The organism is Serratia sp. BNK-10, assembly GCF_047456065.1.
Taxonomy (GTDB): domain Bacteria; phylum Pseudomonadota; class Gammaproteobacteria; order Enterobacterales; family Enterobacteriaceae; genus Serratia; species Serratia ureilytica.
This window is the reverse complement of the sequence record NZ_CP179894.1, coordinates 913,891-937,354: the sequence shown is the minus strand read 5'-3', so window position 1 is coordinate 937,354 and position 23,464 is coordinate 913,891. Positions and strand designations below refer to the sequence as shown.

The 23,464-nt window shown below is 58.7% G+C and carries 25 protein-coding genes and 1 riboswitch; of the genes, 19 read left to right on the top strand and 6 right to left on the bottom strand.

Translation table 11 applies throughout. The annotated features are described in order from the left end of the window. Positions 1–5 precede the first annotated feature (5 nt). The 6 genes from mrdB to lipA all read left to right on the top strand — a co-directional run bounded on the left by mrdB (position 6) and on the right by lipA (position 5,738). Entirely contained in the window at positions 6–1,118 is a 1,113-nt protein-coding gene (gene mrdB / locus ACMGG9_RS04495) for a peptidoglycan glycosyltransferase MrdB (protein ID WP_004940006.1), read from the top strand. 10 nt (positions 1,119–1,128) lie between these two features. Next, positions 1,129–2,214 carry an endolytic peptidoglycan transglycosylase RlpA gene (rlpA, locus tag ACMGG9_RS04490; RefSeq protein WP_033642159.1) on the top strand — a complete coding sequence of 362 codons (1,086 nt, stop codon included), beginning with the start codon at positions 1,129–1,131 and terminating at the stop codon, positions 2,212–2,214. Positions 2,215–2,394: 180 nt separating this feature from the next. Further along, the gene (gene dacA, locus ACMGG9_RS04485; RefSeq protein WP_094143965.1) at positions 2,395–3,606 is read left to right on the top strand and encodes a D-alanyl-D-alanine carboxypeptidase DacA; all 1,212 of its coding nucleotides are present in this window, start codon (positions 2,395–2,397) and stop codon (positions 3,604–3,606) included. A 104-nt stretch (positions 3,607–3,710) separates the two neighbouring features. Then, a complete protein-coding gene (gene ybeD / locus ACMGG9_RS04480; RefSeq protein ID WP_004940012.1) occupies positions 3,711–3,977 on the top strand; it encodes a DUF493 family protein YbeD in 267 nt (88 codons plus the stop codon). Between the two features lie 134 nt (positions 3,978–4,111). Continuing rightward, a complete protein-coding gene (lipB, locus tag ACMGG9_RS04475) occupies positions 4,112–4,780 on the top strand; it encodes a lipoyl(octanoyl) transferase LipB (protein ID WP_033651147.1) in 669 nt (222 codons plus the stop codon). After that, positions 4,773–5,738, top strand: coding sequence for a lipoyl synthase (gene lipA / locus ACMGG9_RS04470; RefSeq protein ID WP_414161940.1), 966 nt, complete (start codon positions 4,773–4,775; stop codon positions 5,736–5,738). The genes lipB and lipA overlap by 8 nt, the downstream gene beginning before the upstream one ends. A 93-nt stretch (positions 5,739–5,831) precedes the next feature. On the opposite strand, the gene tatA is transcribed toward lipA, so the two are convergent. Beyond that, the gene (gene tatA, locus ACMGG9_RS04465; protein WP_004940019.1) at positions 5,832–6,047 is read right to left on the bottom strand and encodes a Sec-independent protein translocase subunit TatA; all 216 of its coding nucleotides are present in this window, start codon (positions 6,045–6,047) and stop codon (positions 5,832–5,834) included. Between the two features lie 218 nt (positions 6,048–6,265). Here tatA and ACMGG9_RS04460 point away from each other — a divergent pair, with 218 nt between their 5' ends. Beyond that, positions 6,266–7,333, top strand: coding sequence for a diguanylate cyclase (locus ACMGG9_RS04460; RefSeq protein ID WP_213587432.1), 1,068 nt, complete (start codon positions 6,266–6,268; stop codon positions 7,331–7,333). A gap of 1 nt (position 7,334) precedes the next feature. Here ACMGG9_RS04460 and ACMGG9_RS04455 read toward each other — a convergent pair whose 3' ends face one another. Then, a complete protein-coding gene (locus ACMGG9_RS04455; protein ID WP_033642156.1) occupies positions 7,335–7,763 on the bottom strand; it encodes a GNAT family N-acetyltransferase in 429 nt (142 codons plus the stop codon). 83 nt (positions 7,764–7,846) lie between these two features. After that, a riboswitch (Fluoride riboswitch) is annotated at positions 7,847–7,909 on the top strand. A 78-nt stretch (positions 7,910–7,987) separates the two neighbouring features. On the opposite strand from ACMGG9_RS04455, the gene crcB reads away from it, so the two are divergent. The 3 genes from crcB (at position 7,988) to ACMGG9_RS04440 (ending at position 10,454) form a co-directional block, all read left to right on the top strand. Continuing rightward, positions 7,988–8,371, top strand: a complete 384-nt coding sequence (gene crcB / locus ACMGG9_RS04450; protein WP_004940022.1) for a fluoride efflux transporter CrcB — start codon at positions 7,988–7,990, stop codon at positions 8,369–8,371. A 289-nt stretch (positions 8,372–8,660) separates the two neighbouring features. Then, on the top strand, positions 8,661–9,257 hold the full coding sequence (locus ACMGG9_RS04445) for a TetR/AcrR family transcriptional regulator (protein WP_033642155.1): 597 nt from the start codon (positions 8,661–8,663) through the stop codon (positions 9,255–9,257). Between the two features lie 6 nt (positions 9,258–9,263). Further along, positions 9,264–10,454, top strand: a complete 1,191-nt coding sequence (locus ACMGG9_RS04440; protein WP_047025713.1) for a multidrug effflux MFS transporter — start codon at positions 9,264–9,266, stop codon at positions 10,452–10,454. A gap of 57 nt (positions 10,455–10,511) precedes the next feature. On the opposite strand, the gene cspE is transcribed toward ACMGG9_RS04440, so the two are convergent. After that, a complete protein-coding gene (gene cspE, locus ACMGG9_RS04435; RefSeq protein ID WP_004940030.1) occupies positions 10,512–10,721 on the bottom strand; it encodes a transcription antiterminator/RNA stability regulator CspE in 210 nt (69 codons plus the stop codon). Positions 10,722–11,066: 345 nt separating this feature from the next. Between cspE and ACMGG9_RS04430 the strand changes: the two genes are divergently transcribed. From ACMGG9_RS04430 to ACMGG9_RS04405, 6 genes are all read left to right on the top strand, one after another. After that, complete coding sequence (locus tag ACMGG9_RS04430) at positions 11,067–12,230, top strand: M20 peptidase aminoacylase family protein (RefSeq protein WP_033651144.1); 1,164 nt, start codon at positions 11,067–11,069, stop codon at positions 12,228–12,230. A 188-nt stretch (positions 12,231–12,418) separates the two neighbouring features. Continuing rightward, positions 12,419–13,744 (top strand): LLM class flavin-dependent oxidoreductase, encoded by a 1,326-nt coding sequence (locus tag ACMGG9_RS04425; protein ID WP_042783837.1) that lies wholly within the window; start codon positions 12,419–12,421, stop codon positions 13,742–13,744. Between the two features lie 26 nt (positions 13,745–13,770). Then, a complete protein-coding gene (locus ACMGG9_RS04420; protein ID WP_089196712.1) occupies positions 13,771–14,691 on the top strand; it encodes an ABC transporter substrate-binding protein in 921 nt (306 codons plus the stop codon). A gap of 9 nt (positions 14,692–14,700) precedes the next feature. Next, positions 14,701–15,228, top strand: coding sequence for a GNAT family N-acetyltransferase (locus ACMGG9_RS04415; protein WP_033651141.1), 528 nt, complete (start codon positions 14,701–14,703; stop codon positions 15,226–15,228). Positions 15,229–15,258: 30 nt separating this feature from the next. Beyond that, positions 15,259–16,146, top strand: a complete 888-nt coding sequence (locus ACMGG9_RS04410) for an amino acid ABC transporter permease (RefSeq protein ID WP_004940038.1) — start codon at positions 15,259–15,261, stop codon at positions 16,144–16,146. A 9-nt stretch (positions 16,147–16,155) separates the two neighbouring features. Then, entirely contained in the window at positions 16,156–16,983 is an 828-nt protein-coding gene (locus ACMGG9_RS04405) for an amino acid ABC transporter ATP-binding protein (protein ID WP_015376924.1), read from the top strand. Positions 16,984–17,021: 38 nt separating this feature from the next. On the opposite strand, the gene ACMGG9_RS04400 is transcribed toward ACMGG9_RS04405, so the two are convergent. Beyond that, a complete protein-coding gene (locus tag ACMGG9_RS04400; protein WP_089196711.1) occupies positions 17,022–17,531 on the bottom strand; it encodes a VOC family protein in 510 nt (169 codons plus the stop codon). 167 nt (positions 17,532–17,698) lie between these two features. Here ACMGG9_RS04400 and ACMGG9_RS04395 point away from each other — a divergent pair, with 167 nt between their 5' ends. Both ACMGG9_RS04395 and ACMGG9_RS04390 read left to right on the top strand, forming a co-directional pair. Beyond that, positions 17,699–18,178 carry a cold-shock protein gene (locus ACMGG9_RS04395; protein WP_004940042.1) on the top strand — a complete coding sequence of 160 codons (480 nt, stop codon included), beginning with the start codon at positions 17,699–17,701 and terminating at the stop codon, positions 18,176–18,178. Between the two features lie 81 nt (positions 18,179–18,259). Beyond that, positions 18,260–18,421: a YnfU family zinc-binding protein gene (locus ACMGG9_RS04390; protein WP_015376921.1), complete on the top strand. Its 162-nt coding sequence runs from the start codon at positions 18,260–18,262 to the stop codon at positions 18,419–18,421. A gap of 6 nt (positions 18,422–18,427) precedes the next feature. Here the strand turns inward: ACMGG9_RS04390 and ACMGG9_RS04385 are convergent, their stop codons facing one another. Continuing rightward, the gene (locus tag ACMGG9_RS04385; RefSeq protein ID WP_033644213.1) at positions 18,428–19,876 is read right to left on the bottom strand and encodes a GGDEF domain-containing protein; all 1,449 of its coding nucleotides are present in this window, start codon (positions 19,874–19,876) and stop codon (positions 18,428–18,430) included. 602 nt (positions 19,877–20,478) lie between these two features. Beyond that, positions 20,479–21,030, bottom strand: a complete 552-nt coding sequence (locus ACMGG9_RS04380) for a flavodoxin family protein (protein WP_033642149.1) — start codon at positions 21,028–21,030, stop codon at positions 20,479–20,481. Between the two features lie 1,189 nt (positions 21,031–22,219). On the opposite strand from ACMGG9_RS04380, the gene ACMGG9_RS04375 reads away from it, so the two are divergent. Beyond that, the gene (locus ACMGG9_RS04375; RefSeq protein ID WP_414161939.1) at positions 22,220–23,443 is read left to right on the top strand and encodes an MFS transporter; all 1,224 of its coding nucleotides are present in this window, start codon (positions 22,220–22,222) and stop codon (positions 23,441–23,443) included. Positions 23,444–23,464 lie beyond the last annotated feature (21 nt).

Genomic DNA, 23,464 nt, shown 5'->3' with positions numbered 1-23,464 from the left:
AGAACATGACTGAAAGCCAACAAAAAGGCTCGATCTGGACCAAAATCCACATCGACCCGACGTTCCTGCTGCTGATCCTGGCCCTGTTGGTCTACAGCGCCTTCGTGATGTGGAGCGCCAGCGGCCAGGACATCGGCATGATGGAGCGCAAGATCGGGCAGATCGTCATGGGGCTGATCGTGATGGCCGTCATGGCGCAGATCCCGCCGCGCGTGTACGAAAGCTGGGCGCCCTATCTGTATATCTTCTGCGTGATTTTGCTGATCCTGGTGGACGCCTTCGGGCAGATCAGTAAAGGCGCGCAGCGCTGGTTGGATCTCGGCGTAGTGCGCTTCCAGCCGTCGGAAATCGCCAAGATCGCCGTGCCGCTGATGGTGGCGCGCTTTATGAACCGCGACGTCTGCCCGCCTTCGCTGAAAAACACCGCCATCGCGCTGGTGCTGATCTTCCTGCCGACGCTGCTGGTGGCCGCGCAGCCGGATCTGGGCACCTCGATCCTGATCGCCGCTTCCGGCCTGTTCGTACTGTTCCTGTCCGGCATGAGCTGGAAGCTGATCGCCGTCGCCGCCGTCGCGCTGGCGGCCTTCATCCCGGTGCTGTGGTTCTTCCTGATGCACGGCTATCAGCGCGACCGCGTCATGATGCTGCTCGATCCGGAGAGCGACCCGCTCGGCGCCGGTTATCACATCATTCAATCCAAGATCGCCATCGGCTCCGGCGGCCTGTCCGGCAAGGGCTGGCTGCACGGCACCCAGTCACAGCTGGAGTTTCTGCCGGAGCGCCATACCGACTTTATCTTCGCCGTCCTGGCCGAAGAGCTGGGGCTGATCGGGGTGCTGGTGCTGCTGGCGCTTTACCTGCTGGTGATCATCCGCGGGCTGATGATCGCCGCCAAGGCGCAAACCACCTTTGGCCGCGTCATGGTCGGCGGCTTGATGCTGATTTTGTTCGTTTATGTCTTTGTTAACATCGGTATGGTCAGTGGCATTTTGCCGGTAGTTGGCGTACCTTTGCCTCTGGTCAGTTACGGGGGTTCGGCGCTGATAGTGTTGATGGCCGGTTTCGGCATCATCATGTCGATCCACACGCATCGGAAAATGCTGTCTAAAAGTTTATAAGAGGTGAGTAATGCGTAAGGAATGGCTTTGGATCGGCGTCGCGGCGGTGTTGCTCTCCGCCTGTACCGCCCCGACCACGGAACAGCAAGCCCCTCCGCAGCCGTACAACGGCCCGGTGGTGGAAATCGGCGGCGTCGAGCCTCAATATGAACCCTATAACCCTAATAACATGCAGGATTATAAGGTTAATGGCGATACTTACCGCATCGTAAAAGATCCGCAGAACTTCTCGCAGACCGGCCTGGCGGCCTGGTATGGCGAAGAGGCCAACGGCAACACCACGGCGCTGGGCGAGCAGTTTGACCCCAACGGCCTGACGGCGGCGCATCCGACCCTGCCAATCCCAAGCTATGTGCGCGTCACTAACCTGGCCAACGGCCGTCAGCTGGTGGTGCGCGTCAACGATCGCGGGCCATACACCAAGGGCCGCATCATCGATCTGTCGAAAGCCGCCGCCGACCGCCTCAACCTGTCCAACAACACCAAGGTCAAGGTAGATTTCATCAACGTGGCGCCGGACGGCACGCTGAGCGGCCCCGGCACCATCGGCACCATCGTGGCGAAACAGAGCTACGCCCTGCCGGCACGCCCGGATCTCGGCTCCAGCGGCATGGGCACCCCTATTCAACAGGAGGCGCCGATCGCCAGCGGCGCGGCGGTGCGCCCGATCGATAACAGCACCCTGCGCACCGACGACAACAGCGCCCCTGCAGCTGGCGGCAATGCCGCCAACGGCCGCAGCGGTTTCCTCGGCGCGCCGAGCGCGGTGCCGGCCGGGGTGCTGGAAGGTTCCGAACCTGAAGCCGCCGCGGTGGCCGCACCGGTCGCGGCCGGCGCTGCGGCTGTCGGCACGGCTGCTGCCGCCTCTTCCGGCGGCTACGTAGTGCAGGTCGGCGCGCTGAGCAGCGCCGAACGCGCCCAGAGCTGGCAACAGAGCCTGAGCCAACAGTTTGGCGTCCCGGGCAAAGTGGCGGCCAACGGCAACGTTTACCGCGTCCAACTTGGCCCGTTCAGCAGCCGTCAACAGGCGGCCCAGCTGCAGCAACGCCTGGCGAGCGAAGCGCAACAACAGTCTTTCGTTACTGCTGCACCCTGAGCGTTAAGCCCGGCGGGCATTCACGGCCGATAAGCGGTTATTTAGCTGAAACATTTTCTTGCAGCTAAAAGGGCACTAACCGCAATTAGTCAGATGAATGGGTAATGCCTGCCGGGATCGCATCTGCTATAGTGTGGCTCGTTTTTTAACTTTACTTTCACGGATGTTGTAGTCCCGATCATGAAACAAGTAACTTCTTTTCGCTTAATCAAAAGCATCGCCCTCGGCACCGTTATCGCAATGAGCGCAGCCTCCGTTGCGCACGCCGATGACGTTAACATCAAAACCATGATCCCAGGTGTCCCGCAGATCGATGCGGAATCGTACATCCTGATTGATTACAACTCCGGCAAGGTGCTGGCCGAGATGAACGCCGATGCGCGTCGCGATCCGGCCAGCCTGACCAAAATGATGACCAGCTACGTCATCGGCCAGGCGCTGAAAGCGGGCAAAATCGGCCAGGACGATCTGGTGACCGTCGGCCAGGACGCCTGGGCGACCGGCAACCCGGTGTTCAAAGGCTCCTCGCTGATGTTCCTGAAGCCGGGCGATCGCGTGCCGGTCTCTAAACTGACCCGCGGCATCAACCTGCAGTCCGGTAACGACGCCTGCGTGGCGATGGCCGACTACGTCGCCGGCAGCCAGGACGCGTTCGTCAACCTGATGAACACCTACGTCAGCAAGCTGGGCCTGCAGAATACCCACTTCCAGACGGTGCACGGCCTGGATGCGCAGGGCCAATACAGCTCGGCGCGCGACATGGCGCTGATCGGCCAGGCGCTGATCCGCGACGTGCCGGAAGAATACGCGATCTACAAAGAAAAAGAGTTCACCTTCAACAATATCCGCCAGATGAACCGCAACGGTCTGCTGTGGGATAACAGCCTGAACGTCGACGGCATCAAAACCGGCCATACCGACGCGGCGGGCTACAACCTGGTGGCTTCGGCGACCGAAGGCCAAATGCGCCTGATCTCCGCCGTGATGGGCGGCCGCACCTACAAAGGCCGTGAAGCCGAAAGCAAGAAACTGCTGACCTGGGGCTTCCGCTTCTTCGAAACCGTGGCGCCGCTGAAAGTCGGTAAAGAGTTCGCCTCCGAGCCGGTCTGGTTCGGCGATGCCGACCGCGTTGAGCTGGGCGTGGACAAAGACGTCTACCTGACCATTCCGCGCGGCCGCATGAAAGACCTGAAGGCCAGCTACGTGCTGAACACGCCGGAAATTCACGCGCCGCTGGCGAAAAATCAGGTGGTGGGCAGCATCAACTTCCAGCTGGACGGCAAGACCATCGACCAGCGTCCGCTGGTGGTGATGAACGAAGTGAAAGAAGGCGGCTTCTTCAGCCGCATCGTGGACTACATCAAACTGATGTTCCACCACTGGTTCGGTTAACGGTTGAAACGGGCGAAATCGTCCCCATATAGTGAATAACACTAACTCCCGCCCCGGCGGGAGTTATACTTTATAGATTAGCTAGCACTCTGGAGCGCACGCACATGCAAAAAACTAAACTGAACGAACTGCTCGAATTCCCTTGCTCGTTTACCTACAAGGTAATGGGCCTGGCGCAGCCTGAGCTGGTTGACCAGGTGGTTGAAGTGGTGCAGCGCCATGCGCCGGGCGATTACAACCCGCAGGTCAAGCCAAGCAGCAAAGGCAACTACCACTCCGTCTCCATCACCATCAATGCCACTCACATCGAGCAGGTCGAAACCCTGTACGAAGAGTTGGGCAACATTGAAATTGTTCGCATGGTGCTGTAATTCCAGCATAAACCCCTGCTTATCAACCCGGGATGGCGCAGCGTCTTCCCGGGTTGCGCATTTTTGGTCAGCGAAAGGCTGGTCGCAGGCCGGAGCGCCCGGTATAATGGCTTTACCACTTCTGTAACCTGACGATGACTCTTTTGCAACCAGACAAGATCATTTTGCGTCAGCTGGGGTTGCAGCCCTACGCGCCTGTATCCCAAGCCATGCATAACTTCACCGACAGTCGTACCGAGACCACGCCGGACGAGCTGTGGCTGGTGCAGCATCACCCGGTGTTCACCCAGGGTCAGGCCGGCAAAGCCGAACACGTGCTGATGCCCGGCGATATCCCGGTTGTCCAGAGCGATCGCGGCGGCCAGGTGACCTACCACGGGCCGGGTCAGCAGGTGATGTACGTGATGGTCGATCTGAAACGCAACAAGGTCGGCGTACGTCAATTGGTCACGGCGATAGAAGATACGGTTATCAACACCCTCGCCCACTTCCGCCTCACATCGCGCGCCCGTCCGGATGCGCCCGGCGTGTACGTGGGGGAGCAGAAAATCTGTTCGTTGGGTTTGCGGATCCGCAAAGGCAGCTCATTCCACGGCCTGGCCCTGAATGTGGCGATGGATCTCAGCCCCTTCCAACGCATCAACCCTTGCGGTTACGCCGGTATGCAGATGACGCAGGTCAGCGCGCTGGCGCCCGGCGTTGGCATTGAAGACATACACCCAATCCTGGTACAGGAATTTGTTCATTTACTCGGCTACCAGACGGTCGAGCTTCGTAACTGGAACCTGCACGATTATGAGTAAACCAATTCAGATGGAACGCGGCGTCAAATACCGCGATGCTGACAAAATGGCGCTGATCCCGGTCAAAACGGTGGTCACCGAACGGCAGGAGCTGTTGCGTAAACCCGAGTGGATGAAGATCAAACTGCCTGCCGACTCAACGCGCATTCAGGGCATCAAAGCCGCGATGCGCAAGAACGGCCTGCACTCCGTCTGTGAGGAAGCCTCGTGCCCTAACCTGTCCGAGTGTTTCAACCACGGTACCGCCACCTTTATGATCCTCGGCGCCATCTGCACCCGCCGCTGCCCGTTCTGCGACGTGGCCCACGGCCGCCCGATCGCGCCGGACGCCAACGAGCCGGAAAAGCTGGCGCAAACCATCGCCGACATGGCGCTGCGTTACGTGGTGATCACCTCGGTTGACCGCGACGATCTGCGCGACGGCGGCGCTCAGCACTTTGCCGACTGCATCTCCGCCATCCGCGCCAAAAGCCCGAACATCAAAATTGAAACGCTGGTGCCGGACTTCCGCGGCCGTATGGACCGCGCGCTGGAGATCCTCACCGCCACGCCGCCGGACGTATTCAACCACAACCTGGAAAACGTGCCGCGCGTCTACCGCCAGGTGCGTCCGGGCGCCAACTACGAATGGTCGCTGAAGCTGCTGGAGCGCTTTAAAGAAGCGCACCCGGATATCCCGACCAAATCCGGCCTGATGGTCGGCCTGGGCGAATCCAACGCGGAAATCATTGAAGTGATGCGCGATCTGCGTCGCCACGGCGTGACCATGCTGACGCTGGGTCAGTACCTGCAGCCGAGCCGCCACCACCTGCCGGTGCAGCGCTACGTCAGCCCTGCCGAGTTTGACGAGATGAAAGAAGAAGCGATGGCGATGGGCTTCACCCACGCCGCCTGCGGCCCGTTCGTGCGTTCGTCTTACCACGCCGATCTGCAGGCCAAAGGGATGGAAGTGAAATAACGCGTAATAGTTTGTTACGCTATAGACGGCGGAAACGCCAAAAAACGGATGTCCGCAAGGCATCCGTTTTTTATTGCGCGCAGTCAGACGGGGTTAAACGTCTTTCTTTTCGACGCTCTGCTGAGCGGACTGGCTTTCGGCGGCGTTGTTGCCGGCGGCCGGCGGCGTGCTGTCATCGCCCACGGCTTTTTTAAAGCCTTTCAGCGCCGCGCCAAGATCGGCGCCGAGCGTACGCAGTTTGCTGGTGCCGAACAGTAAAATCACCAACACCGCAATCACCAGAAGTTTGGTAATGCTGATACCTTCCATACTCACCTTCTTATCATAGAGCGCTGCGTGAACAGCGAGAAAAACTGACCTTGCCTGCGAATATTTAGCGACTTTCCTTCGGCTCGCACAACCGCAACATGTAACAGAGTGAGATCGGTCGCAGTAATGCCACAGGGCCTCTGGACGTGAATCCCAGACTATTCTTAGTTTATCACCCGCATGATACGCTGCCATGATACTCATCAGGGAGATGCCGGATGTATATTGCCCCACCCATTTTCGATGCCCGAAAATCCGGCCTCAGCTTCGCCAAACGCACCTACCTGCCCCGCGCCGTCGGTCTGGGGCTCGGCTTTATCTGCGTCTGCGCCGCGCTCTATCCCCTGGCTCCGCCCGCGGCGGTCTGGCTATTGCTGGCCTTTCACGGCTTTCTCTGGCCGCATCTCGCGTACCGCCTGGCCTGCCGCGCCCAAGATCCGTTCAAAGCCGAAATTCGCAACCTGCTGATCGACTCCGCTTTCGGCGGCTTCTGGGCGGCGATGATGGCGTTCAACGCGCTGCCCGCCATCGTCATCCTGTCGATGATGAGCATGAATAACATCGCTTCAGCCGGCAAAGCGCTGTTTGTAAAAGGATTGGCCATGCAACTGGCCACTGCGGCGTTCACCGCCTCGCTGCTCGGCTTCCCGTTTCACCCCTACAGCACGCCGTTGCAGGTCTATCTGTGCCTGCCGATGATCTACCTTTACCCGACGCTGCTCGGGCTGGTGACTTACCGCACCGCCAAGCGGCTGGCGGAAAAGAAACAGGAGCTGCAGCGCATCAGCACCCGCGATGGGCTGACCGGCTTATACAACCGTCGCCACTGGGAGCATCTGCTGCATCGCCAGTTCGACAGCTGCCGTCGCTACCAGGATAACGCCACGCTGATCCTGATGGATATCGACCGCTTCAAAACCATCAACGACACCTTCGGCCATGCTTTGGGGGATGAGGCCCTGGCGGCGCTGGCGGAAGAGCTGCTGATCGGCTTGCGTAACGTGGATATCGTCGGGCGCTACGGCGGCGACGAGTTTGGCGCGGTGCTGCCGAACACCAACGCCGAGCAGGCGGAAATCGTCCTGCGACGCATCCAGCAGCGGCTGGACGCGGTCAGCTTCAAGGAGGCGCCGCAACTGCGGCTGCAGATCAGCGCCGGCATCGCCAACTACCACCCCGCGTTGGGCGGCTATCTGGACTGGCTGAAAGCGGCCGACAGCGCGCTCTATCGGGCGAAGCAAAACGGCCGCAACCGGCTGGAAACGGCAGTGCCGCCAGGGGAGTAACTTACTGACTTAATAACTTGGCAAAATACTTCGGCGCTTCAACAAAGCCTTCACGCAGGTAAAACGCATGGGCCCGCTCGCGGCGACTGTGGCAATGAACCTCCAACCGATCGCAGCCGCGACGGTGCGCCAGCGCCTCTCCCTCCGCCAACAACCGCCGCCCCACGCCCGCGCCGCGCGCCCGATCGTCGACGCAAAAATAGCTGATGCGGCCAATGTCGCCGGCCAACGCCAGCTGCGGCAGGAAATGCAGCGACAACACGCCCAGCACCTGCGCCCCGTCCGCCGCCACCAGCAGCGCCTCGTCCGGGTGCGCCAACAGTTGCTGCATGCGCTGCGTCAGAAACGCCTCGGTGCCAGGATAGCCCAACACCGTCATCAATTCGGCGATAGCGTGCCGGTCGCCCAGACGCGCCGCTCTGATTTCCATCGGTTTTACCTCGCAGGGGGTCGATACTACAAAATAGACGGCGTTAGGTGTAACATCCATCGGGTACGGTGAAAAAGGCCGTGCGGCACGCTGGAGATGACATTCCTCCCTAACCGCCTTCACAGGCTGATGATGTCTACGTAACCTCTCGGAGAGAGGCGCGTAGCGTTACGCCTGTCCCTTTCCGAGCCCGTGAATTTCTCTGTTTGAAAGGGAGTTGCCCCATGTTGAGTTCTTTACTGGCCGTCTTTATCGGCGGCGGCGTCGGCAGCGTTTTGCGCTGGGCGGTAAGCATGAAAATGAATCCGCTGAACGCCCACATTCCGCTAGGGACGCTGATGGTCAATCTGATCGGCGGTTTTATCATCGGTCTGGCGATGGCGATTTTCACCCGCATGACACACCTGGATCCCACCTGGAAACTGCTGATCACCACCGGCTTCTGCGGCGGCCTGACCACCTTCTCCACCTTTTCGCTGGAGGTGGTGTATCTGATGCAGGACGGCCGCTTCGGATGGGCATTGGCCAACATGCTGCTTAACCTGGCCGGCTCGCTGGCGATGACGCTGCTGGCCTTCATGCTGGTGATGTGGGTCAACGGGCGCTAAGCCCTTAATGTTTCCTTAATCTTGCATGCGCATAATCTCATCCAGAACTCCTGACTGGATGAGAAATCGCTATGTTTAGCCTGCCGAAAACCACCGCCGAAGCGATCGCCGTTGCGCTGTGCGTGCTGATCGTCGCCGCCTTTATCAACGCCTACCTGTTCGCCTAAACACCTTTTCCCCGCAACGCGCGTTCATCTTGCGTCCTCCCCATCCGTTACACTACAATTGAGAATGAACGTTCACACCCAAAATTGTGAACCCGGCTCACGCGCAGCAAAGGATCGGGCAGATGCTCTCCCCCAACGACAGTAAACAGGCCAAAGTGCAGGCGCGCCGCGATCAGATCGTCGAAGCGGCGAAAACCAGCTTCCGCCGCCACGGCTTCCATGCCGCCAGCATGGCGGAGATTGCCCAGGGCTCGCAGCTCAGCGTCGGGCAAATCTATCGCTATTTCGCCAATAAAGACGCGATTATCGAAGAGATCGTCAATCGCATCATCACCAGCAAGATGCAGCGCCTAGAAAACCTTGGCGATCACATCAACCTGATCGCCGGCACGCTGGCGGCGCGCACGCTGTTTCAGCAACCGGGCGAGAGCGAAACCGATCACATGCTGATGCTGGAAGTGACCGCCGAGGCCACGCGCAACCCGGTGGTGGCCAAACTGCTCAGCGATGCGGAGGCGCGGCTGTTTCGCCACGTGTGCCACAACCTGCAGCGGCTGTATCCCGATTTCAGCGCGGAAGAGATCGCCGCGCGGGTGGAGTTTATCGCCGTCATGAGCGAAGGCACCGGTTACCGTATCCTTACCACGCAAAAAGCCGATGCGTCCCTGCTGCGCGATCTGTATCAGCAGGCCATTTCTCACCTGTTCAGGAAATCTTAATCTCCCATGACCAAACACTTAGCCAGACAACGTCTGGTGTACGCCGTCGTGCTTGGCCTGTTGGCCGCGCTGGGGCCGCTGTGCACCGATCTCTATCTGCCCGCCCTGCCGGAAATGGCGGGCGAGCTGAATACCTCCACCGCCGCCGCGCAGCTCAGCCTGACCGCCGGGCTGCTCGGCCTGGGCGTCGGCCAGCTGATTTTTGGCCCTTACAGCGACAAACTGGGCCGTATGCGCCCGCTGCTGCTGTCGCTGATCCTGCTGCTCGGCGCTTCGCTGTGGTGCGCGCTGGCGCCCACCATTGACCAACTGCTGATCGCCCGCCTGCTCCAGGGCATCGCCGGCGCCGGCGGGGCGGTGATTTCCCGCGCCATTGCTCGCGATCTGTACGCCGGCCACGAGCTGACCCGTTTCTTCGCCCTGCTGATGCTGGTTAACGGCCTGGCGCCGATCGTCGCGCCGGTGCTGGGCGGCGTCATGCTGCAGGTGATGAACTGGCGCGGCATCTTCGGCGTGCTGGCGGCCATCGCCGTGCTGCTGTTCAGCCTGTCGGCGCTGAAGCTGCGCGAATCCCTGCCGGTCGAGCGCCGCAGCCAGGGCGGCATTCTGGCGATGCTGATGTCGCTCGGCGGGTTGCTGACCCAGCGCTATTTCATGGGCCTGTGCCTGACGCAGGGCTTCGTAATGGCCGGCATGTTCGCCTATATCGGCGCTTCGCCTTTCGTCTTGCAGCAGATCTACGGCCTCAGCCCGCAGATGTTCAGCCTGTGCTTCGCCATGAACGGCGTCGGGCTGATCATTGCGGCGCAGCTGGCCAGCCGTCTCAGTTCACGTTGGGGGGAACGCCGGGTGTTGAGGGGCGGATTAACGCTGGCGGCCGTCGCATCGCTGTTGCTGCTGTTGGCCGCCGCGCTGCATGCGCCGCTGGTCGTGTTGCTGGTGCCGCTGTTCTTCTCGGTGGCGGTGATCGGCATCGTCGGCCCGACCGCCTCGTCGCTGGCGATGCAAAGCCAGGGGGACAAAGCCGGCAGCGCGTCGGCCTTGATCGGCGTGTGCATGTTCGCGCTCGGCGCCTGCGCCGTGCCGCTCACCGGGCTGGGCGGCACCTCGGGCCTGTCGATGGCGCTGACCATCGTCGGCTGTTACGCCATCGCCATCCTGCTGTTCAGCCTGTTGGCCCGCCGCAGCGACGCATAACGCGCCCAATAAAAAACCCGCTCAATGAGCGGGTTTTAAGAAATTCAGCTACGCAGCTTAGATAGCAGTAACGTTAGCGGCAGATGGGCCTTTGGCACCGTTCGTGATTTCAAATTCTACACGCTGGCCTTCAGCAAGCGTTTTGAAACCGTTGCTAACGATGGCAGAGAAGTGAACGAAAACGTCCTTGCTACCATCTTCCGGAGTAATGAAACCGAAGCCCTTGGATTCATTAAACCACTTAACGCTACCTTTAATCTTAGACATCAAACTTACCTTTAACGTGAATGAAAGACACAAAACCTGTGTCGATTACAGTACAGCAAGCAGGCAGGATTTTGTCCACCACCGCGATCACAGAAATCCGATAAAGAGTGAAAAAATCCGTGTTGTCCGGTGTAAATGAATGACACCGGTTGCAGTAAGTTACCGTTCCAGGTCAATCCTCTCCCTGCGCCAGCGAACAACGCGCGAACGCCTAAACCTGCCCCTTTCCCCCATCGTTGACGCGCCGTGCAAACACAATCGCTATGAAATATAACCAGATGGTCTTTTTGCTTCGGCGGCCCCTGCACTAGGGTTAGGGTTTATTTCCCACTGTGAGCCAAGCCTATGACCAGCCAGTTGGCAGACAAGATCATCGCCTATCGGCGTGAACTGCACCAAAACCCTGAGCTTTCCAATCACGAATTCGCCACCACCGCCCGCCTGACCCGCTGGCTGCAAGAGGCGGGCATTCGCCTTCTGCCGTTGGCGCTGAAAACCGGCGTCGTGGCGGAGATCGGCAGCGGCCAGGGGCCGATCATCGCGCTGCGCGGCGACATCGACGCTCTGCCGATCGACGAAATCGCCGACGTGCCCTTCAGTTCGCAAAACAGCGGCGTGATGCACGCCTGCGGGCACGACTTTCACACCTCGGTGATGCTCGGCGCCGCACACCTGCTCAAAGCGCGTGAAGCCGAACTGGCGGGCACGGTGCGCATCTTCTTCCAGCCGGCGGAAGAGACCTTCAACGGCGCCCGGCACCTGATCGACGCCGGCGCGCTGGATAACGTCGCGGCGATATTTGGCCTGCACAATGCGCCGGAGCTGCCCACCGGCACCTTCGCCACCCGCGCCGGGCCGTTCTACGCCAACGTCGATCGCTTCCAGATCCGCATCACCGGCAAAGGCGCCCACGCCGCCAAACCGGAACAGGGTGTCGATACCATCGTCACCGCCAGCCAGATCGTCGGCGCGCTGCAAACGCTGCCCAGCCGCAGCTTCAGCTCGCTGGAATCGCTGGTGGTGAGCGTGACGCGCATCGAAGGCGGCAATACCTGGAACGTGCTGCCGCAAACCGTCGAGCTGGAAGGCACGGTGCGCACCCACAGCGATGCGGTGCGCCGCCAGGTGCCGGATAAAATTCGCCAGGTGATCGACGGCGTTGCCGCCGCGCTCGGCGCGCAGGCCGAACTCCACTGGCAGCCGGGGCCGCCGGCGGTGATCAACGACGCCCATTGGGCGGCGTTCAGCAAAACCGTCGCCGCCGAGGCCGGCTACCGGGTCGAAGAGGCGGAGCTGCAGATGGGCGGCGAGGATTTCGCGCTGTATCTGCATCACGTGCCGGGCGCGTTCGTCAGCATCGGCTCCGCCAGCGAATTCGGCCTGCACCATCCGCGTTTCAATCCCGATGAGCGCGCCCTCTTTCCTGCCGCCCACTATTTTTCGCTGCTGGCGGAGCGCACGCTGCAGCAATTAACCCCCGCAGCGAAAAAAGCCCTCAGCAACGCCTGAATAACGTGAAATAGTATTTCCCCGACGCCGCTGATGCCGCGCCGGGGATTATTATTTTCGCTCGCCGTGATATTTGCAGTTTTCAACATTTGAATATGCTGTTTTGTTGTTTTACATCCCGCCAGCGCTCATCAATAGTGGACGCATCAGACACCGCACGCCTTTCGGCGCATGACAGGATAATCACGATGAGCGACAACGCGAATAATCAACGGCAATTACGGCTGGGCGCCATTCTGCACGGCGCCTCGGGAAATATGTCCGCCTGGCGCCACCCGGACGCCACCGCCGACGCCAGCATCAACCTCGAATTTAATATCGCCTCGGCGAAAAAAGCCGAACAAGGGAAATTCGATTTCGTCTTCGTCGCCGATGGCTTATATATCAACGAAAAGTCCATTCCGCATTTTCTTAACCGTTTCGAGCCGTTGACCTTATTGGCCGCGCTGTCCGCCGCTACCGACAAAATTGGCCTGGTGGGCACGCTCTCCACGTCCTACAGCGATCCGTTCACCGTCGCCCGCCAGTTCGCCAGCCTCGATCACCTGAGCAACGGCCGCGCGGGCTGGAACGTGGTGACGTCGCCGCTGGAAGGTTCGGCCAAAAACTTCTCGCGCGCCGAGCACCCGGAGCACAGCCTGCGTTACCGCATCGCCGGCGAGTTTCTCGACGTCGCCAAAGGACTGTGGGACTCCTGGGAAGACGATGCCTTCGTGCGCAATAAGGCCAGCGGCGAATTTTTCCGCGCCGGGAAACTGCACACCCTCAATCATCAGGGGGAGTTCTTCTCGGTGCAGGGGCCGTTGAACATCGGCCGCACGCCGCAGGGCCGCCCGATCCTGTTCCAGGCCGGCGCCTCCGAAGACGGCAAACGGCTGGCGGCCAAGCACGCCGATGCGATCTTCACCCATCACGACACGCTGGAGCAGGCGCAGGATTTCTACCAAGACGTGAAGCGGCAGCTGGTGGAACAGGGGCGCGAACCGGACGACCTGCGCATCTTCCAGGGCGTGAGCGTGATCGTCGGCGACGACGATGCGGACGTCGAGCGCCAGTACCAGGAAACCGCCCGTCTGGTCAGCATCGAGAACGCCCTCAACTACCTGGGCCGCTACTTCGAACATTACGACTTTTCCCGCCATCCGTTGGACGCCCCCTTCCCGGACATCGGCGATCTGGGGCAAAACAGCTTCCGCAGCACCACCGACGCCATCAAGCGCAACGCCCGCGAGCGTAACCTCACGCTGCGCCAGGTGGCGCTGGAAGCCGCCTCGCCGCGCCCGGTGTTCAGCGGCACGCCGGAAGCGGTGGCGGACGGCCTGCAACGCTGGTTCGACGGCGAAGCCGCCGACGGCTTCATCATCAGCGGCGGTACGCCCAACGCCTTCGGGCACTTCGTCGATCGGGTGGTGCCCGTCCTGCAACGGCGCGGCCTGTTCCGCCAGGCGTACCACGGCGATACGCTGCGCGAGCACCTGGGCCTGAAGCGTCCGTTGAACAGATTCACCCAATAATAAGATCGTTTTCAGGGATACCCGCTATGCAGAAAACCGTTACCGCCGCTCTCGTGGCGGCCTTGCTGAGCCTGACCGGCGCCGCGCAGGCGGGCACCGGCATCGATTTGCAGGCCAATGAAACCCCTATCCATGCGCCGAAAAACCCGCAGGCGATCGCCAAGCTGCCGGCCGACTTCCGCTTCGTGAAGCCGGGCCGGTTCACCGTCGCGATCGCCGCGCTCAACACGCCGCCGCTGGCGCTGTTCGCCGCCGACAACCGGCGGCTTATCGGCAGCGAAGTGGATATCGCGCAGTTGGTGGCCGACAGCCTGGGCCTGGAACTGAACGTGGTGCAAACCTCGTGGGAAGACTGGCCGCTGGGGGTGGTTTCCGGCAAGTATGACGCGGCCATCACCAACGTCACCGTCACCAAAGAGCGCAAAACCCGCTTCGACTTCGCTACCTATCGCATCGACTCGCTCGGCTTTTATGTCAAAACCGGCGGCAAGATAGCGACGATCAAACAGCCTGCCGATATCGCCGGATTAAAGATCATCGTCGGCTCCGGCACCAACCAGGAAGCTATCTTGCTGGCATGGGACAAGCAGAATCGGCAGCAGGGGCTCAAACCCTTCCAGCCGATCTACGTGACCGACGATGCGGCCGCCACGCTGGCGATCCAATCCGGCCGGGCCGACGCCTATTTCGGGCCCAACGTGCTGGGCGCCTATAAAGCGGCGCTGAATGGCCGTACCCGGCTGGCGGGCACGGTGCAAGGCGGGTGGCCCAAGGCGGCGCACATCGCCGTCACCACCCGTAAAGGCAACGGGCTGGTGCAGGCGGTGAATGAAGCGCTGAACGGCGCGATCCGCGGCGGGCAGTACGATCAGGTGCTCAACCGCTGGGGCGAGAGCGTCGAACGCCTTGCGCAGTCGGAAATCAACCCGCCCGGTCTGGGCGATTAGGAGCGCGCGATGACGCAAGACACTTTCATTCAAACGCTGCCGACCGATCCGCTGATCGCCCCGGTGATCGAGGGGCTGTTCGGCGAATATCGTCAGCGCTACGGCGACTATTTTGGTGACCAGGAACCGGAACCGCTGGACCTGTACGCGCCGCCGCAGGGCGCCTTCATCGTGCTGCTGCGCGCCGATACGCCGATCGCCATGGGCGCCTTCAAGCGCTATGACGGGCAAACCGCCGAGCTGAAGCGTATCTGGACGCGGGGCGATCTGCGCCGACAGGGCCTGGCGCAACGGGTGTTGCAGCAGTTGGAAACGCTGGCGCTGGCGCAGGGTTATCGCCGGCTCTATCTGACCACCGGCTTTCGCCAGCCCGAAGCGGTGGGCCTGTACCTGAGCAACGGTTATCAGCCGCAGTTCGATCCCACCGTCGACAGCGAGGTTTACAGCCGCCCGCCCTACGATGGCCGCCTGCCGTTCCGCAAAAGCCTGATTGCAGAAGACGCCTGTTGTTGCGCGTCGGAAAGGAAAATCGCCTAAGGCCCCTTTATCTGTATCAGGAGACATGACATGTCCAAACAAGAAGTCTTGAAAGTAGTGCCCGCCCGCTATCCGCTGCGGCTGATCGGCGCGCTGTTTTCGCTGTTTATTCTGGCCGCCATCGTGCAATCGGTGGCGGGCAACGCGCGCTGGGAATGGGGCGTGTTCGCCGAGTGGTTCTTCGCCCCGGCGGTGCTGGCAGGGCTGGGACAGACCCTGCTGCTGACGCTGCTCGGTACGCTGTTCAGCATCCTGTTCGGCACCCTGCTGGCGCTGGCGCGGCTGTCGCGCTCTTACCTGCTGGCGTCGCTGGCCTGGGGATATATCTGGCTGTTTCGCTCGCTGCCGCTGATCCTGGTGCTGATCATCCTGTATAACTTTTCCTATCTGTACGACGCCATCTCGCTGGGCATTCCCTTTACCTCGGTGGTGTTCGCCAGCTACCCGACCATCGATATCCTCGGCCAGTTCGCCGTGGCGGTGCTGGGCCTGACGCTGGTGCAGTCCGCCTATACCGCCGAGATCATCCGCGGCGGCATCCTGGGCGTGGATTACGGCCAGCACGAAGCTGCGGCGGCGCTGGGCCTGCCGGGCTATCGCCGCACCTTCCGCATCATTCTGCCGCAGGCGCTGCGATCCATTATTCCGACCGGATTCAACGAGATCATCAGTCTGGCGAAAGGCACCTCAATCGTTTATGTGCTGGCGCTGCCGGAGCTGTTTTACACCATCCAGGTGATCTATAACCGCACCCAGCAGGTGATACCGCTGCTGATGGTGGCCACCGTCTGGTATCTGTTCATCACCACCGCCCTGTCGGTGATCCAATACTACATCGAACGCTATTTCGCCCGGGGCGCGGTGCGCGAACTGCCGCCGACGCCCTGGCAGAAACTGGCCGGCTGGCTAAAACGTTAGGAGACCCGCATGTCTGAAGCCATTGATTATTACGCCTTGCCCGAACAGCCGGCACGCAATCTCACCCCGGTGCCGGCGCGCGGCCTGATCGAAATCAGCAACGTCAGCAAGTTCTTCGGCAAACACAAGGCGTTGGACGACGTCAGCCTGACGCTGCAGCCGGGCACCGTAACCGTGATCCTCGGGCCTTCCGGCTCCGGAAAATCGACGCTGCTGCGGGCGATCAACCATCTGGAGCGCGTCGACGAGGGCTTTATCCGCATTGACGGCGACTACGTCGGCTACCGCCGCAAGGGCAACCGGCTGTACGAGCTGAAGGAAAAGGCCATCCTCCGGCAGCGCATCAACGTCGGCTACGTGTTCCAAAACTTCAACCTGTTCCCGCATCTGACGGTGCTGGAAAACATCATCGAAGCGCCGGTGGTGCACAAGATCCACTCCCGCGAACGGGCGAAAGCGGTAGCCTATGAGCTGCTGGATACGGTCGGGCTGCGCCACAAGGCGGACGCCTACCCGCGCCACCTCTCCGGCGGCCAACAGCAGCGCATCGCCATCGCGCGCGCGCTGGCGCTGAACCCAAAGGTGATCCTGTTCGATGAGCCGACCTCCGCGCTCGATCCCGAGCTGGTCGGCGAAGTGCTGGACGTGATTAAAGGGTTGGCGGATCTGGGCGTCACGCTGGTAGTGGTGACGCATGAAATCGGCTTTGCGCGCGAAGCGGCGGATCGGGTGGTGTTTATGGTCGACGGGCAGATCGTCGAGCAGGGCGATGCCAGACAGGTGCTGGCTCAGCCGCAGCACCCGCGCACCGTCAACTTCCTCAACAAAGTGCTGTGAGCGTCGCGGGGCGCCGATGCGCCCCGCGCAGGAGCAGGTTAGAGGCCGGCGAAACGCCGCTTTTCGGCGGCGAAATCCAGCGGGCGGATCCCCTGCTGGTTTTTGTCCTCTTCGGTCAGCAACGCCGGGGGAATAAACCAGGTCACCTCGAACAGCAGCCCGTCCGGATCGTGACCATAAATGCTTTTGTGCACGCCGTGATCCTCTTCCAACCCGAGAATGCCGCGTTCGACCAGCTGATGGCGAATGCGCTCCAGCTCTTCCAGGCTGTCCACTTCCCAGGCCAGATGGTACAGCCCGGCCGGCGGCTCATGCTCCGCCGACGGCTCGCCGTTGGCGCGAAACACCCCGGCGCGCTGCTGGCCCAGGTTCTTGCTGAACAACGCCAAATCGTGATCGTTGTCCGAGTCGGCGGCCTGGGTAAATACCGCCCGATCGGGGCTGTCGGACGGCTTCAGCTTGAAGCCCAATACCTGATGATAAAAGTCGGCGCTCTGCCGCACGTCACTGACGTACAGCACGGCGTGATTGAGACGTTTGATGCCCATCGCTATTCCTTTTTGCGCATTGAATAAAGTCAGCATGAACATAGCATGTCGCCGGGAAGCCGCTAAATGCCGTTATCGCATGACTAAATGCCGCCCGCGCAATCTGTCGCTGCAAGGCATTCCGCGCTATCATAAGCGCTGTATTGAACCTTTTTGTGAGAATAGCGATGAACGGCAAGATAACGACTTTTTTTGAAGACAAAGGCTTCGGCTTTATTACCGACGAGAACGGAGAAAATCGTTATTTTCACGTGATTAAAGTGCAAAACCCGGAGCTGATTAAGAAAAACGCGGCGGTGACCTTCGAACCGACCAACAACACCAAAGGCCCGTCGGCTTATGCGGTCAAAGTGTTGGCGCCCAGCAAATACATCATCATCGCCAATGAAAGAATCAAGATCACCAGCATCAAGTCTTTCAATACCTTCACCAAGGAAGTGCCGGTCAAAGCCGACGTGGATAAAGAGAACACCGTGCTGTCAGTCGGCCTGCTGATGAACCGCATTCGCCCGCAGTCCGAAGACCAGGCGCAGGCCATGCAAACGCTGCGCATGCTGACCATCACCACCTTCCAGAACACCACCCATACCTTCTCCGAGCACGAGATCGACATGGATGAGACCATCAAGGCGCTGAAAAGCCTGTAAGCCTCTGCGTACAGAAAATAACCAACGAAATGTGTCGTCGCCTGTGTTAGCGTGAGTTTTCACCTGACACAGGCTATTGATATGTCCGATTCCAGCAGCGTCAAAGGTTTTATCAACCGCTCCACCCAAATCGTCTGCCCTAAATGCGGCTATGTTACCCGGCAAAAATGCGCGGCAATGCTGCAAGACGTGATATTGATTTGCCCTAATTGCGAAACCCGCTTCGAGCCCAGGCAAGGCTGAAAACGGTTAGCGGAACAGGATATGCTCGACGCTGTTGCCGTTCACCACGTTGAACGACTCCACCCGATTACGCCCCTGCGATTTGGCACGATACAGCGCGATATCCGCCATGTTCATCAACTGCTCCAGCGATTTCACCTCGTTCATCGCCAAACTGGCGACGCCGACGCTGATGGTGATTTTCAACGTCTGCTTGCCTTCCGCCTGCAGCTCCGTCTGCTCCACCAGCCGGCGCAGATGCTCCCCCAGCGCCACGCCCTGCGCCGCCAACGCGCGCGGCAGCATGATGGCGAACTCTTCCCCGCCCAAGCGGCCGAATAGCTGATCGTGCCGCAGTTCGCGCCGCACGATGTGCGCGAACGACGCCAGCACCTGATCGCCGGCGCTGTGGCCGTGCGTATCGTTGATCTGCTTGAAATGATCGATATCGATCAGCAGTAACGACACCGCTTCTTTGGAACGGTGCTTGTGCTCCAACAGCTCGCCCGCTTTGCGCGTCATCGCGCTGCGCGCCAGCACGCCGGTCAGGAAATCGTGGTTGGCGCTGTGCTCCAGACGCCGCATAAGCTTACGGTTGGCCGCGATGGAACTGGCGAGGATCAGCGGCCCCATCACCAGCATGGCGATACCCAATCGGGCGGACATCAGCGTGTCGAGGAAGGCATTATGGTTGTTCGGCGTTTCATACAGCACCAGGTTGGCGGAGATGCTGCTGATCTCGGACATACCGGTCAACAGCGTCAGCAACGTCACGGGGAACAGCTGGTAGCGCACCGCGCACCACAGCAGCGCCGGGATCGGGAAGGCGATCGCGCCCGGCCCGCCGATATAGACGCTGAACGCCAGCGACAGCAGCAGCGCCAGCAGCGGCAGGCAGCCTTTCAAGCGCCAACGCACCTGCATGCGCAACAGCTGTTTCAACCGCGGCGCCGCCATCAGCACCGGCAGCAGCAGCAGGGTCGTCGAAAACTGTTCGCTGAACCAGGCCAGCCAGGCGACCACCACCGTGTTGTTGTACAGGCTATCGTTGCGCAGCACGGACAGCGTCGACGCCACCGCCGCACCGGCCAGGCTGGCGCTGAACATATAGAGTATCGCCTGGGGTTTACCCATGCGCCGTTGAGATTGCGGCAGCATCAGCATGATGCCGTAACCGACGACGATCAGCGACATGTTGCAGGCGTTAAGCCACAGCGCCAAAGACCAGCCCTCGCCAGTGCTGAGATCGGCGGCAACCATGCCCAGGTAGGTCGTGAGCCAGCCGAGCGGCGTGGCGTAAGCGGGTTTGCGCAGCAGCAGGCCGAGCAGAATCGCATTCACCGGCCAAAATAAAGAAAGCGAGCCAATCGGCCGGCTAAGAATGCCCACCAGGGAAAGTAAAAAGGCCAGCATGAAAAGATTGATAAGCTGAACCGTAAGCGGCAGGCCATGCCTGGCGTTTATTCTGGCGTTCATCGCCTCGCCCATATTTTGCTAATAACCAGAATAATAATGTGCATACTCTCTCGCCCGGCCAGTGAGGGATAATCAACCCGGATTTCAACCAAAAAAGCCAGACAAATCAATAATAAAAAGCATTAACAATTAATTAACAGACTTTTCTTAACCTAATGTGGCGGCGGTGGACTCCCCCGCATACCGTCGGAAAATAATGCTCAGCTCTGCTGACAGCATAGCGCAAAGCGTAATAGGCCGCCGACGACGTTAATTACATTAATAAGATTGTGGTTATTACTCGTTGAATGATATTTGAATAACTACGTGATTATTTTCCTGCAACTGGGCCGCCCGTGCAATAACAACCCAAAAAAAGCCCGCCTAAAGCGGGCTTGCTTGAACAACAGCAAATCGACAGTTACGACACAGCCATTCATTGCATGCCTGTGCTGCCATGCAGTGTAGCGGCGAAAGCTTAAGCAGACCTTAGCAACAAAAAACCCGGCCTAGGAACCGGGAATATTTGTACGAAATGCAGCGTTAGCCCAAGCAGGCTAATAACATTTCGCAGCTTACATACCAAATGTGCAGAGAAAATGAACGCTGCACGCGGCAAGGCCTTACGCCAGTTTGGCGGCAAAGCCCGCCACGCGCTGGCCATAGAGCTTGGCGGTCGCCAGATCGCCCGACAGCATCTCGTCCACGCCGGCATCCGACGGCGTCTGTACCAACAGCCCCACCGAACCGCCCAGGTTGTTGACATCGGTACGCTGCGCCGATTTGGTGTTGGCCGGCAGCAGCCCCAGACTGACCCACAGGCCGCCATGTTGCGAAGCCAGCGTTTGCAGCGCAATCAGCGTAACCTGCTTGTCGCCGTTCAGGCTGGCGCTGTTGGTAAAGCCGCCGAACACTTTGTCCTGCCACTTGCGGCCGAACCAGGCTTTGGAGCTGGCGTCGGCGAATTTCTTGAACTGCCAGGACGGGCCGCCCATATAGGTCGGTGAGCCAAAGATGATGGCGTCCGCCTCATCCAGCTTCTGCCACGCTTCATCGCTGATATCGCCTTCCTGATCGATGGCGATCAGTTCGGCCCCTGCGCCTTCCGCCACCACTTTCGCCAAACGCTCGGTATGGCCGTAGCCGGAATGAAACACCACTACTGTCTTCGCCATAGAAATTCTCCACTCATTGCACAGAGGCGCCAACGACGCCCATCTCGCGTTCAATCTAATCAAGCGCGCAACGGCTGAATACTGAATAAAACTGACGGTGTTATTCAAAAAAATCGCGCTACGCGCCGCCGGGTATGCGCAGATAAAAAAAATCCCGCACAAGGCGGGATAAACTTAACAGGGATGGGGTAATACACTACAGGGAATGGATAACACACAACATCATCGGGTAGAGCTACAGTACCAATCCCAATGTATAGAACTGTCATCCCCGCGTAAGTTTGCTCGGCCAGATGTAACGCCGAATGGGGAGATGAAACAACCGATAAACTCATCCACGGCCATATAGCCGAGAGCGACGTCCCCCCTTAAACCCGTTTGAATATGAAGATGTCACTACGCCCTCGTCATCCCATGCAAACATTTACTGAATTCGTTGTTCAATCATTCATCCTTGCACAAAAAACAGCATTAAACATCAGCACAAATAATTAACAAATACAATAATAACATTAAGTATTAATCACCCCATTCGCGATCCAGGTTCCGTCCTATCAGAGCGTCATTTTTCTTTCGTGCTCTGAAACATGGACGACAGGAAGGGCTCGGGAGAGAAACCCCATTATCTTTGTCGATTAAAATCGCCAAATAGCAACAACAAGGCAGTTTTTAAAACCAACATCCTGCGAAATTAACAATACAAAAAACCAAAATATCAATTTTTTCTATTTTCATAAGCTATAAAAATAGTTCTGTTTTTTATCATTTTTATTCTGTGACCTCCCACTCATTATTAAAAAATCAAGGAATACTCAACGACTGCCTGATTGCAGCCTTATCAAGGCCTGCAGCGACACTCGGCTTACAGGAGCAGGGAAATCATTAAAATAAATTAACCTTACTGATTGACTTGGATATAGCTTATAGATAAATAATATTTGCATATGTTTACCTTTGATTAACAAAAAAGGACTTAACTTTACATAACATCACAATCCCTACCAGCAGCATCGTGATGATAAAAGTCTTTTAAAAACAACAAAAAACCCAATCACCTTGCCAACCACAGGCACAAATGGTTAGCAAGGCAATTAAATGGATGCGAATAATTTGTTTTTTTGCGGTGAATGCCCATTGCGGTATGTCGAGGGTATTTAGCTGTCTCTTACACTCAATACAGGAAGAAGCAATGAACGGAAGACAAATGTCCTCTGATAACGCCAGCGAGCAAACGCACGTCAATCACGCCCTATTGCAATTCATTCTCATTCTATTGTCAGGTTTGGGACCAACCTCATTCCAAATTTTCCTGCCTTCAGTGCCTAGCCTGGTTAAATACTTTGAAACAACACCTGCGACCGCCAACCTGACAGTCTCTCTATCGATGATCAGTTTTGCCCTTGCTTGTCTGGTATATGGAAGATTGGCTGATCGACTGGGACGCAGAACCATATTACTGTTAGGCATGGCGATCCTGATTATTGGTAGTTTCATTTGTTTATCGGCGCAGTCCATTGAAGCCGTAATTGTGGGCCGTATTATTCAACCGGCGGGCGGGGCGGCCGGCGTTATTGCGGCGCGAATTATCGTCATGGATACCTATCACAGCGAAAAGGCGGCAAATGTCATGTCGAAACTGGTCGCTTCTATGATGATATCGCCGCTACTGGGCGTGCCATTGGGTGGTTTATTAACGGATAACTTTGGTTGGCGTTCAAATTTCATTCTGATCGGCGCTATTGCAGCCATCGTGTTTGTTATCATCTTGTTCAGTCTCCCCGAAACCCGCAAAGCGCAAACTGGCGTAGAAGCAGGCAAAAGCAATCTGTTCCATGACTATGGGCAGTTGGCGAAAAACGCCACCTTTCTCGGCAACGCCTTTCAATTTGGTTTCGCTCAGTCGGCCTTTATGGCCTTTATGGCCGCCGCCCCCATCGTGCTGACGCAGACCTTCCAACTTTCCGCCTCTGGCGCCAGTTTGTTGCTATTGATGGTGTCTGGCAGCGCCATTATCGGTAACTTGTCGGCCAGCCGTTTACCGCAAAGTCTGTCGCTACGGCGCCGTTTGCTGTTGGGCAGCATCATCGGCTTTATTTTCAGCTTGCTCGCTCTGACGCTAAGCCTGATAAACATCTGGTCGATTCCCGCACTGGTCATCCCAACGATGGTATTCAGTATTTTCTACGGTATCACCAGCCCGGCAGCGCAGGCCGGCGCCATTGGTGCGATCAAGCCTCTGGCGGGCACCGCGGCAGGATTGAGCATGTTCATCAGCATGCTTCTCGCGAGCGTTGCCACGCAGTTTATTGCCGAGTTCAATAGCGGAACCCCCCTGGTTATTACTTTTAGCCTGGCCTTATTGGCGTTGCTCTCGTTAATTTCCGCAATTGTCACGCTAAAAAAATCTGAATAAAAATCGGAAAATAGCATCACG